Source organism: Candidatus Clostridium helianthi, from assembly GCF_045310795.1.
In the GTDB taxonomy this organism is placed as follows: Bacteria; Bacillota; Clostridia; order Clostridiales; family Clostridiaceae; genus Clostridium; species Clostridium helianthi.
In genome coordinates this window covers 21,935-33,794 of record NZ_JBJIAB010000023.1, presented here as the reverse complement: position 1 = coordinate 33,794, position 11,860 = coordinate 21,935, and the positions used below count along the sequence as shown (strand labels likewise).

The 11,860-nt window shown below is 29.4% G+C and carries 14 protein-coding genes and 1 other annotated feature; of the genes, 5 read left to right on the top strand and 9 right to left on the bottom strand.

All coding sequences use genetic code 11. From position 1 onward, the window contains the following. Positions 1-13 precede the first annotated feature (13 nt). The 6 genes from pheS to ytxC all read right to left on the bottom strand — a co-directional run bounded on the left by pheS (position 14) and on the right by ytxC (position 4,886). Positions 14-1,033 carry a phenylalanine--tRNA ligase subunit alpha gene (gene pheS / locus ACJDTP_RS16870; RefSeq protein ID WP_077837507.1) on the bottom strand — a complete coding sequence of 340 codons (1,020 nt, stop codon included), beginning with the start codon at positions 1,031-1,033 and terminating at the stop codon, positions 14-16. A gap of 195 nt (positions 1,034-1,228) precedes the next feature. Further along, positions 1,229-1,451, bottom strand: a binding site (T-box leader). Positions 1,452-1,805: 354 nt separating this feature from the next. Continuing rightward, on the bottom strand, positions 1,806-2,588 hold the full coding sequence (locus tag ACJDTP_RS16865) for a TrmH family RNA methyltransferase (protein WP_406761902.1): 783 nt from the start codon (positions 2,586-2,588) through the stop codon (positions 1,806-1,808). Between the two features lie 100 nt (positions 2,589-2,688). Beyond that, positions 2,689-3,048: a 50S ribosomal protein L20 gene (rplT, locus tag ACJDTP_RS16860; protein ID WP_017208856.1), complete on the bottom strand. Its 360-nt coding sequence runs from the start codon at positions 3,046-3,048 to the stop codon at positions 2,689-2,691. Positions 3,049-3,075: 27 nt separating this feature from the next. After that, the gene (gene rpmI / locus ACJDTP_RS16855; RefSeq protein ID WP_017208855.1) at positions 3,076-3,273 is read right to left on the bottom strand and encodes a 50S ribosomal protein L35; all 198 of its coding nucleotides are present in this window, start codon (positions 3,271-3,273) and stop codon (positions 3,076-3,078) included. 21 nt (positions 3,274-3,294) lie between these two features. After that, positions 3,295-3,852, bottom strand: a complete 558-nt coding sequence (infC, locus tag ACJDTP_RS16850; RefSeq protein ID WP_017208854.1) for a translation initiation factor IF-3 — start codon at positions 3,850-3,852, stop codon at positions 3,295-3,297. A gap of 134 nt (positions 3,853-3,986) precedes the next feature. Beyond that, complete coding sequence (gene ytxC / locus ACJDTP_RS16845; protein ID WP_173707408.1) at positions 3,987-4,886, bottom strand: putative sporulation protein YtxC; 900 nt, start codon at positions 4,884-4,886, stop codon at positions 3,987-3,989. A 225-nt stretch (positions 4,887-5,111) separates the two neighbouring features. Between ytxC and ACJDTP_RS16840 the strand changes: the two genes are divergently transcribed. After that, positions 5,112-5,816, top strand: coding sequence for a DUF6873 family GME fold protein (locus tag ACJDTP_RS16840; RefSeq protein WP_406761901.1), 705 nt, complete (start codon positions 5,112-5,114; stop codon positions 5,814-5,816). Positions 5,817-5,921: 105 nt separating this feature from the next. Here ACJDTP_RS16840 and ACJDTP_RS16835 read toward each other — a convergent pair whose 3' ends face one another. After that, positions 5,922-6,086 carry a hypothetical protein gene (locus ACJDTP_RS16835; RefSeq protein ID WP_236886733.1) on the bottom strand — a complete coding sequence of 55 codons (165 nt, stop codon included), beginning with the start codon at positions 6,084-6,086 and terminating at the stop codon, positions 5,922-5,924. Between the two features lie 255 nt (positions 6,087-6,341). Beyond that, positions 6,342-6,956 (bottom strand): GNAT family N-acetyltransferase, encoded by a 615-nt coding sequence (locus ACJDTP_RS16830; protein WP_406761900.1) that lies wholly within the window; start codon positions 6,954-6,956, stop codon positions 6,342-6,344. A 467-nt stretch (positions 6,957-7,423) separates the two neighbouring features. Between ACJDTP_RS16830 and abc-f the strand changes: the two genes are divergently transcribed. Next, positions 7,424-8,995, top strand: coding sequence for a ribosomal protection-like ABC-F family protein (abc-f, locus tag ACJDTP_RS16825; RefSeq protein WP_406761899.1), 1,572 nt, complete (start codon positions 7,424-7,426; stop codon positions 8,993-8,995). A 164-nt stretch (positions 8,996-9,159) separates the two neighbouring features. Here abc-f and ACJDTP_RS16820 read toward each other — a convergent pair whose 3' ends face one another. Further along, positions 9,160-9,354 (bottom strand): hypothetical protein, encoded by a 195-nt coding sequence (locus tag ACJDTP_RS16820; protein ID WP_406761898.1) that lies wholly within the window; start codon positions 9,352-9,354, stop codon positions 9,160-9,162. Positions 9,355-9,643: 289 nt separating this feature from the next. On the opposite strand from ACJDTP_RS16820, the gene ACJDTP_RS16815 reads away from it, so the two are divergent. Genes ACJDTP_RS16815 through ACJDTP_RS16805 form a run of 3 tightly spaced genes read left to right on the top strand, consistent with a single transcriptional unit; the run spans position 9,644 to position 11,798 of the window. After that, positions 9,644-10,417, top strand: coding sequence for an SDR family NAD(P)-dependent oxidoreductase (locus ACJDTP_RS16815; RefSeq protein ID WP_406761897.1), 774 nt, complete (start codon positions 9,644-9,646; stop codon positions 10,415-10,417). A gap of 33 nt (positions 10,418-10,450) precedes the next feature. After that, a complete protein-coding gene (locus tag ACJDTP_RS16810) occupies positions 10,451-11,020 on the top strand; it encodes a TetR/AcrR family transcriptional regulator (RefSeq protein WP_406761896.1) in 570 nt (189 codons plus the stop codon). Between the two features lie 16 nt (positions 11,021-11,036). Then, positions 11,037-11,798, top strand: coding sequence for an EFR1 family ferrodoxin (locus ACJDTP_RS16805; RefSeq protein ID WP_406761895.1), 762 nt, complete (start codon positions 11,037-11,039; stop codon positions 11,796-11,798). Positions 11,799-11,860 lie beyond the last annotated feature (62 nt).

Sequence of the window (11,860 nt, the reverse complement as noted above, 5' to 3'; positions counted from 1 at the left end):
TAAAATTAAGCTTTTAGAATTGATTTAAGAATCTCATATCACTTTCATATAATAATCTTATATCATCTATTCCGTACTTTAGCATTACCATTCTGTCAACACCAAAACCAAAAGCAAATCCACTATAAACTTCTGGATCAAGGCCACAGTTTTTAAGAACGTTTGGATGAACCATTCCACAGCCTAAAAGTTCTATCCAACCGCTGCCTTTACATACTCTACAGCCTTCACCGCCACACACAAAGCATGTTGCATCCATTTCAGCAGATGGCTCTGTAAATGGGAAGTGATGTGGTCTAAATTTAGTTTGAACCTTGTCTCCAAACATTTTTTTTGCAAATAATTCTAATGTTCCTTTTAAATCAGCAAATGTAACTCCCTTATCTATAACTAATCCTTCCATTTGATAGAATATAGGTGAATGTGTAGCATCTACTGAATCTGATCTATATACTTTACCAGGGGAAATCATCTTTATTGGTGGCTTTTGATTTTCCATAGTTCTAACTTGAATTGGTGAAGTCTGAGTTCTAAGTACTATATTATCATTTATATATAAAGTATCCTGTTCACTTCTAGCCGGATGATCCTTAGGTATATTTAGAGCTTCAAAATTATAATGATCATATTCAACTTCAGGTCCATCTTCAATCGTGAACCCCATTGAAACGAAAATTTCTTCCATACTTTGAAGAGTCAAATCTAACGGATGCCTCTTTCCTATAACTTTCTTTCTTCCTGGAAGAGAAATATCTATAGTTTCACCTGCAAGCTTTTCAGCCTTTTCTTTATCTTTAATAGCCTTTAATACGCTTTCTAATTTTTCTTCAACAACAGCTTTAGCTTCATTAACCAATTTTCCTACAATAGGTCTTTCTTCTGGAGAAAGATTCCCCATACCTCTTAATATTGTAGTAAGCTCCCCTTTTTTCCCTAAGAACTTAACTCTAATTTCTTCTAATTCGCTGCTAGTTTTAACAGCTTCAATTTTGCTTAACGCAAGTTCTTGTAATTCTTTAAGTTTTTCTTTCATCATTGTTTCTCCTTTCAATAACGTCAATACACAATTCACAATTCACAATTCACAATTTTCAGTGTTCAATTATAGAAAACTCCAAATAAAGCTTTATTTGATTGCACCTTATATAAGAAATATTTCTTTCAAAATTGTTTATTGTAAATTGGCAATCGAAAAGACTTTTTTGCATAAAAAAAACGCCACCTCATAAAAAGGGACGAATTATCCGCGTTACCACCCTAATTGGAACTAAAAAAAAGTACCCAACTCAATTTAATTAACGACTCTTCTTGCCGCTAGCTACTACTATAAATTTCACAGCTAGAACTCCTGAGCGAACTTCAATATTATATTATTTAAGAAGGCTTACAGTCTATGACCTTCTCTCCCTTAAAACTTTTCTAATATCTACTCTCTCATTCACAGTTTTTCAATGTTCAATTAATACAACTCATTATACAAATAAATATATAAAATATCAATACTATTTTCAAAATTTATATATAAATCCACTGCTTTCTAATATACCATATTCATAAGCATATTTCCAAATTAAATTAAATATTTCATCTTAACATGATTATTTTAAATTTAAAGACTCTGAACACCAGATGTTTCCTATAAATATTTATATATTTTTCTATTTACATAGATAAATATATACATTTTAAAATATTTTCATATTAATATAGATTCCTAGAAATATTCAAATCTACTTTAATTCTTAAATAGTTTCAAATTTTCCTAGAAACCTATTAATATACTTTCCTATTTTAATAAGATTTAATCACAATTGATTTTGTCTTACTTTCTCATACATTATAACAGATGAAGCTACTGCTACATTTAAAGATTCAGCATTGCCTGGCATTGGTATCTTAACTTTAGTATCCGCCATCTCCAATACTTCTGTACTTACCCCATTTCCTTCATTCCCAACAGTTAAGAGAACTCTCCCTCTTAAATCTGCTTGAAAGAAATTTTTATCTGTATCTAAGGATGTCACTACTAAATTAAAACCTTTCCCCTTTAATTCTTTTACTAAAGAGAGATTCTCATCATCATAATGAATAGGAATATAAAATATAGATCCCATTGTAGATCTAATTGTCTTTTCATTGTATATATCTACAGTACCCTTTGTTAATATAATTTCTTGTACTCCAGCTGCATGTGCAGTTCTTATTATAGTCCCTAAATTCCCTGGATCTTGTACCTTGTCACAAAGCAAGTAAAAATCCCCATTGAATTTCGATTCCATTGTATTCATTTTTATAACTGCAAGTATTCCTTGAGGATTTTCTGTAGAAATAAGTTCTTTAAATAAATTGCTAGAAATTTCATAAATCTTAATTTCATCATTTATATATTTGCCCAAAAATTCGTCTACTTTATCCTGTGCATCTTCAGACACAATTAGGTAATCCACATCGACCTTTGCCTTAAATGCCTCTTGAACTAATCTAAATCCTTCAATTATATACCTACTTGTTTTAGTCCTATTTTTTCTTTCTTTAAGCTTTTTTGTATTCTTAAATAAATTATTTTCTTTACTTTCTATATATATCAAAGTTTTACACCTCAAAACTATAGGATTATGGAAAAATAATAATATTATTATTTATATTTGAATATAAAAATAAAATGCGGCATAAGCCGCATTTTATGTACTAAGCATTTAATTGTTTCTTAGCAACTTCTACTAATTCAGTAAATGCTTTTGGATCATTTATAGCTATTTCAGATAACATCTTTCTGTTGATGTCTATTCCAGCTAATTTGATTCCATTCATGAATTTAGAATATGATAAGTTGTTCATTCTTGTAGCTGCGTTAATTCTAGCTATCCATAAACTTCTATAATCTCTCTTCTTATTCTTTCTTCCAACATAAGAATTTCTTAATGCTCTTATTACTGATTCATTAGCAGTTTTATATAACTTACTTTTTCCACCGTAGTATCCTTTTGCAAGTTTTAAAACTTTTTTATGATTTTTACGAGAATTCTTCGCTCTCTTTACTCTTGCCATTACTTAAACCTCCTGCATTACCCTATATTATAGGTATGGTAATAATTTCTTCATTACTTTTACTTGTGAATCTGAAACATATCCAGCTTTTCTAAGATTTCTCTTAGTTTTTGAACTCTTCTTTGTTAAGATATGGCTCTTAAACGCCTTAGCTCTCTTAAGTTTTCCTGTACCTGTCTTTCTGAATCTTTTTGCTGCTCCTCTATGAGTCTTCATTTTTGGCATGATTAAAATCCTCCTCTCAAGTTATGCCTTTTTAGGCCCTAAAACCATTGTCATACTTCTGCCTTCTCTTTTAGGTCTTTTCTCTATTAGGCAGACGTCTTCTAATTTAGATGCAAAATTATCAAGAATCTTTTGTCCTATATGACCAAGTTCCATTTCTCTACCTCTAAATCTAACACTGATTTTAACTTTATCTCCTTCTAATAGGAACTTTCTAGCATTTTTTGCTTTTATGTCAATATCATGTTCCTCAATAGTTAGACTTACTCTTATTTCTTTAATACTTACTATTTTTTGTTTTTTCTTAGCTTCTTTTTCCTTTTTTGATTGCTCATATATATACTTACCAAAGTCCATAATCTTACAAACTGGTGGCTTCGCATTTGGGGAAATCATAACTAAGTCCATTTCTTTTTCTTCAGCAAGTCTTCTTGCTTCACTTGATGAGATAACACCTAATTGTTCCCCATCACTTCCAATTACTCTAAGTTCTTTTTCTCTTATTTCTTCATTAATAGAAAAATCTTTATTAATATTTTTCACCTCCGAAAAATTACATACATAATAAAAAGACGGCATATAGCCGTCTCAAATTATCAATACTCAATGTATAGACATCCATATAAACCCATACTAGTAGATTCAACACTGCAGGGTGAGAAACGGCTGTTTCTTCTTAACATGTATGAGTATATCATTGTTGTTAATCCATGTCAATATTTTTTTGCTATTATTTGATCAATTTTATTATAGTCGCTATTTGCTTCATAAAAATGAACCTTATCTCCAAATACATTTTGAATAGTATCTATAAATTCTTTATTGCTACATTTTTCTTTTCCATAAATATTTATATTTTCAGGTGCACTTGTTATTAGTCCGCTAATTAATATATCTTCCATATTTAATTCAGCTTTATTTTGATCTGTTGCGATTTCACTGAAAAAATCGTAATATAAATCTTTTCCTTCCTTATCCCTTACTATATAATTATTATCTTCTACTATTATATTTATTTCTTCTATTTTGCATTCCTGTATTTCTACAAAGTACTTTAGTAGTTTTATAAATTCTTTATATTCTTTTTCCACCATATATCTTTCTACTACTTTATCTATAACTTTTTCTATATCCTCTCTTAATTTTCTCATCCTAAAAGTTATAAATCCATCTATATTAATCTCTTGTTTTTCACTTATGCAGTCTCTAATCTTTTCTACCATAGAATTAATTTTATTTAAACAAAATATAGTATCCTCATTTGCATCTACTTCTTCATACTTTAACACCTTTAGTATTTGATCTTCAACCTCTAATATTTCAGATTGCTTTAAGAAAAAATAATTATCCGTTATAAATTCAAACATTTCCTTTTTTCTATAATTATCAATAACTATTCTATATAAAATATTACTAACATATAAGTTAATAATCTCTTTTACTTTTTCATTATAACAATTTTCTTCACAAATTATCTTTATTATATGAGTTTTTCCTTCTATACTTTCAACAAATCCTATTAAAATCTCCTTCTTCTTTAGTAGCTCTTTTAGCTCTTGCAGGTCATGGGAAAAAGTCAAGTCTTCACTATAAGCTAATTTTAAAATAAGCATGGATTTCACTCCCTTCTTAATATTAGTATGTATTAAAAATTTGAGGATATGCAAAATTCATATGATATATTTCTAGTTGATAAAATATTAATTTTTATACATTTTAGCAGTTACTTAATTGACATACCAGTCTTTAAAGCGCAAAATATAATTTAAAATAATAATTTCAATATTGATTGTTTTGCCTTTAAATATCAATCATACATTCTTATAAGGAGAATTTATATGCATTGTTTTGTCGATTATAGAATTACTAAAGAAGAATTACTTAGCCTTTCCAAACTAGACCTAAAACCAATATTAGTCCCTAAATGTAATGATGTTTATTATGCCATAAATGGTCATCCTGATATTCAATTAAATGTACTAAAAAATGATTCATTTAATAAGATAATTATCCAACAAAATATCTCAGAAAAATTCAAAGAGATCCTTAAATTAAACGACATAAATTATATTGTTTCAAAAAACACATTGTCCAATACATATCCAAACGATATTATTTTAAATTCTTTAATTTTAGAAAACTATTTTATACATACTTTAAAATATAGCGATGAAAATCTTTTAAACTCTCAAAATTCAAAAATACACATTGATGTTCCTCAAGGTTACACAAAATGTTCTATTCTCCCTGTTAGAGAAAAAGCCTTAATCACGAGTGATAAAGGGATTTTTAATTCTCTTAAAAATTATGATTTTGACATTCTTCTGCTTCCTCCCGGAGATATACTACTACCTTCACTAAATTATGGTTTTATAGGCGGGGTCGGCGGTATGGTCTCTAATAATAAGATGGCTTTCTTTGGTGATTTAGATAGTTACACATGGGGAGATCAAATAAAGAAATTTCTTTTTAAATATGACGTCTTACCCATTGCACTAAGAAAAGGGAAATTAATAGATCGAGGTAGTCTATTTACCCTATAACCATGTCCACTATATAATATGATTTCTACTTTTTTATGTTACTTTTAAATAAATATAAAGAAGATAGCATTCACACTAATAATGTAATTACTATCTTCTTTATATTCATCTTGTCATTCTATTCTTTATTTCATCAGTCAACTTTTCTGCTTTTGACTTTACTAATTCTCCCACGTTTCTCATTTCATTCCCCATATCTTCTGCCAAGCCTTTCATTTCATAACCCATTTTTTCTGCCATTTCTTTTATTTCTTTAGTTAAATCTAACATCATAGTATCTCCTTTCATATAATAATTTACGCAATTTATAATAATATCAATAAAAAATTTTTTTATACTAAAAGTTTGCCCCAAAATAGGAATATTATTATAGGAATTTGGCTAACTTAAAATTTTTAATTACTTACAGACAAAAATAATTTTTATCTGTATATAAAAATTAAGCCAATAGATATTTTCTTATCCATTAGCTTAATTTCATGCCTTTTCTCTTACTATTAAACAAAATGTTAATTTACTAACTAATTATTCTAAAAGTTCTTTAGACATTTTATTGTAATCAGAATCATGTAAATTCATAATATTTTGGGATATTCTTAGGTTATTTTTATACTCAGTTCTAAAAATACAATAATACAATGTGGTTACCTCTTTATTATTCAGAAGTTTTAATCTCTCTAACTTTTTAAATTTATATTTGAATCCGCACTTTTCAATTACTCTTTTTGAGTTGTTGTTAAAATCAAAATGTGCGCACCAAATCAATTCTAAGTTTAGTTTATTAAATCCATAGTCCACTAATGATTTTACCGCTTCAGGAACTATTTCTTTTCCCCAGTATCTAGGATTAAGAACATACCCCACTTCTTTCTGATTTAGTTTCAACAAATTATTATCAGGCTTTCTATCATGAAGCCCTATACTACCAATAACTTTATTTTCTGATTTTAAAACTATAGCGTATGTTTCATTGTTTTTAATAAACATTTTTATTATTTTTTTACTTTCATCCTCATCTTTATGTGGAATCCAACCAGCGTTAGGACCTACCAATTCACTTTTGGCATATTCATACAAATCCTCGTAATCCTCTTCTTTCCATGTTCTTAATATCAATCTATCAGTAACCAAATCCTCCATCTTGCTTCCCCCTTATACAGATTGGTCAAATATCTAATTATGCCTTTAACATATCTTCTTTTCGTTTCTAACAACATTAAATTAAAAGTTTTATTAAGTAACTTTTCTAAACAATTATTAACATCATTTAAATTATAGACACACGAAGTTTATTACTAAAATTATAACATATTATGTAAATATATCACCATAATCTATACCTAATGTGTTTTTAGCAATTAATAAATATCAACTTTAATAATTTTTACTACTTTGTGAAATATTTCTTTAGTTTCAATACTCTTCTCATTTATATTTTTAATATACACAAATTTTCTTAAATTTACTTTGACATACTGGCTTTTTATCCTTTAAACTATTAGGGATATGCAACTACAAAAAGTGATTATAAGCTTATTATTTTTTCTCTTATTATTAGAAGTTTTTTTACTTTGTTGCAAATTTTATAAGTTTTTTGGAGGTAATTGATGAGCATACTTACTGTTAAAAATATGAATCACGGATTTGGAGATAGAGCTATTTTTGAAGATGTTTCATTTAGATTATTAAAAGGTGAACATGTTGGTCTTATCGGTGCTAATGGAGAAGGTAAATCTACATTTATGAATATAGTAACTGGTAAGCTAATGCCTGATGAAGGGAATGTTATTTGGTCTAATAATGTTAGAGTTGGTTACATGGATCAGCATGCAGCATTAATGAAAGGTCAAAGTATAAGAGATGCCTTAAGAGATGCTTTTAAATATCTTTTTGATCTAGAAGCAGAAATGAATTCTTTATATGAAAAGATGGGGGATTGTACTGAGGATGAGTTAAATAAAATGCTAGAAAGAACTGCTGTAATTCAAGACATGCTTGATCATAACGGATTTTATGTTATTGATCCAAAAGTTGAAGAAGTTGCAAAAGGTCTTGGGCTTTTAGACCTAGGGTTAGATAAAGACGTTGATGATTTATCTGGTGGACAAAGAACCAAAATTCTTCTAGGAAAACTATTATTACAATCTCCTGATATTTTACTTTTAGATGAGCCTACAAACTACTTGGATGAAGAACATATAGAATGGCTTAAAAGATATCTTCAATCATATGAAAATGCGTTTATATTAATATCCCATGATGTCCCATTTATAAATTCAGTAGTTAACCTAATTTATCACGTTGAAGAACGAAGACTTACAAGATACGTAGGAAATTATGATGAATTCCAAAGAATATATGAAGAAAATAAAAAGAAGCTTGAAGCTGCTTACGAAAAACAACAAAAAGAAATCGCAAGACTTGAAGATTTCGTAGCAAGAAATAAAGCTAATGTCGCTACTGCAAATATGGCTAAGTCTAGACAAAAGAAGCTAGATAAAATGGATATAATTGAACTTTCAAAAGAAAAACCAAAACCAGAATTCAACTTCAAATCTGCTAGAGCTTCAGGTAAAGCTATTTTTGAAACTAAAGATTTAGTTATAGGTTATGACTCTCCTCTTACAAAACCATTAAATTTATATATGGAAAGAGGACAAAAAATAGCATTGGTTGGAGCTAACGGACTTGGTAAGTCTACTCTTCTAAAAAGTTTACTTGGTATAATAAAACCAATAAGCGGAGAAGTTCATTTAGGTGATTATCAATACATAGGTTATTTTGAACAAGAAGATAGAGGCAATAACAGCAATACTTGTATAGAAGAAGTATGGCAGGAATTCCCTGGATACACTCAATATCAAATAAGAGCTGCTCTTGCCAAATGCGGACTTACAACTAAGCAATTAGAATCACAAATAAGAGTTCTATCTGGTGGTGAGGCTGCAAAAGTTAGACTTTGTAAAATTATAAACAATGAAACTAATATATTAATACTTGACGAGCCTACTAATCACTTAGATGTTGATGCAAAGGATGAGTTGAAAAGAGCGCTTAAAGAATATAAAGGAACAATTTTATTAGTTTCGCATGAACCTGAATTCTATAGAGATATAATAACAGAAACTTGGAATTGTGAAGATTGGACAACTAAAATATGCGGTTCCACACAAAAATAGTTAATTAATATAAATGGCTTAAACAGTAGTGTTTAAGCTATTTTTTATTATTGTGTTTAATTTTGAAGAGCTAGTATTATTTCTATATCTTTATATTTAAGAATAGTGTTAAAATAAAAAACAACCATCAAGATTGCCTTTTAACTTGTATATTAAAATTTTAATTAACGATTAGTTAATACTACATCTTCATCTTCCACTTCAAATATTAGCCAATCTGGATCTTCCTCAACACATTCTTTTTCATATCTAAAAGTATTATCTTTAAGCATTTCAAAATAACCATTATCTTTTAATTCAAAAACTGGACATTCTTCGAATAGAACATCAGTAATGGCAATTGCTCTTATCTTTTTCATAGTTATCTCCCCTTTACAATACGCATTAAATTTTAACTTGTACTTATAATTATATATTAATCAAAAACTTTTTAAACAAAGCTTAAATTAAGAATATAAAAATAAAATAGATATTTTATTTAGGTTAATATTTCAAAAGACACATTAAGAACTTAGACACTTTTCGAAATCTGTCCATAGATAGATGATTGTGAATTATTGTAGCTTGATTATCAATCTGTAGATTAGTACAATCATATGTGTTAGACAGTCGTCTAAGTACAAACACTTGAAAATATGGAGGTGGCATATGAAAATAGCAATTATTACTGGAGCTTCTTCTGGACTTGGTGTGGAATTTACTAAAGCAATTATTGCAAAATACCAAAAGCTCGATGAAATTTGGATTGTTGCGAGGCGCAAGGAACGTCTTGAAAAGATAGCACAGAGTTATCCAAATATCAAAATTCGTGTGATTCCCATTGACTTATCTGATGATACTTCTTATGATGTATTGAATAGAATTTTAATTGAGGCAAAGCCGGAAATCAAAATTCTTATCAATAATGCCGGCTTAGATATAAACGGTCGTTTTGACGCAATGGAAGTTGGAGATATTATAAATATGGTCAATATTAATATCAAAGGTATGACTGTTGTGAACAGGCTTTGTTTTCCGTATATGAAGAAAGGCAGCTTTGCAATTATAACTGGATCAGTTTCTTCCTTTGTTCCGGTTCCGTCTCAGGCGGTTTACAGTAGCAGCAAGGTATATGTCAAGTTCCTCACACGAGCGCTTCGGGAGGAAGTGAAAGAAAAAGGTATAAATGTTTGTCTACTGTGTCCGGGAAATATAGACACAGAAATGAATATCCGAAGTGAAGCAAAAATGCAAAAGACAAAGGTCAGTAGACTGCCATATCTCGACATGAAAAAGCTTACAGTCAAGGCATTGCAAAAAGCAGAGTCCGGCAAGTCTGTTTATACACCGGGTACATTCTATAAGATTTATCGACTACTCGGAAAGGTGTTCCCGACATCATTTATGATGAAATTAACAAAGAATTTTTTCAGTGCTAATTAGCAATTTTGTATACGAAAGAGGATGATCTAAAATATGAAGTATGATTTGAACAATAAATCCAATCGTTTTGCACAAAGAACATTGTTGGATTTATCGAATGCACTATTTTCCATGCTTGCAAAGAAACCCTTTGAAGAGATAACCGTCAATGAGCTGTGTAAGATAAGCAATTATCCCAGAGCGACATTTTATAATTATTTTGAGGATATCTTTGATTTACTTAATTATTGCTGGTATTGTCTATCAAAGGAAATCATGTTAGAAGATTATGCAGATATGCAGCCAGAGGAAAGGCTTTATGTTCTGTTTGGAAGACTATATGATTTCATGGATTTGCAAAAAGAAACACTAAACGCCATTGTAAGGCTGAACACAATAGATGGGAAAATGTTCAATTCTTTTCAGCAGTATTTTCGCAATCAGATTTATACAGTTATGGAAAAATGTCCCTGCACGAGTAGATATCCTATTTCTTATAAATTGGTTGCCGAACACTACAGCAATACGATTCTGTTATTGATTGAATGGAGTTTCCTAAAAAATAAATGTAGTCCCAAGGAGAAAGCGATTTCTTACTTGAAATATTTACTTGGTGGCATATGAATGGAGGGATTTAGTTATGATATTTTATTTTTCAGCAACGGGAAATTGTAAATATGTTGCATCAAGAATTGCTAAGGTAACAAAAGAGGAAATCGTATCTATCTCAGATTGTATAAAAAGTGAATCCTATTACTTTACTATAAGAGAAGGGGAAGGCATAGGAATTATCTCGCCTACCTATGATTTTGGATTGCCAACGATAGTATGTGATTTTTTTAGTAAGCTGGAGCTATCTTCAGAAAAGAATCCATATGTGTATTTTATTGCAACTTATGGTACAACATGTGGTCAGACAGGCTACATGGCAGATAAATATATCAATGAAAAAGGATATTCACTGAGTGCTAGATTTAGTGTAAAAATGCCTGATACATGGACACCGACATTTGATTTATCTGATTCTAATAAAGTGAGTAAAATTAATTCCAATGCAGAACCGATAATAGATGAAGTGATTAAGAAAATTAAAAATAAAGAGTTGGGAGATTTTATGAAGAATAAAATTCCTAAATTTTTGTATAAAGTATATTATCCGACTTATGAAAAGAAAAGAACAACAGACCATTTTCAAGTAGAAGACAACTGTGTTGGATGCGGATTATGTGAAAAAAAATGTCCGGTGAAAGCTATTCAGATACAGAATGGAAAACCTGTATGGGTTAAGGATAAATGCGTGTTGTGCCTGGGATGTTTGCATAGATGTCCGAAGTTTTCAATTCAATATGGAAAAAAGACGAAGAATCATGGACAATATACAAATCCGAATGTAAGAATGTGAATGCGAAGATTCCAATATTTCTAAGCGATTAGATGGAATTTAAGTTTGACCAATTTTCTTAT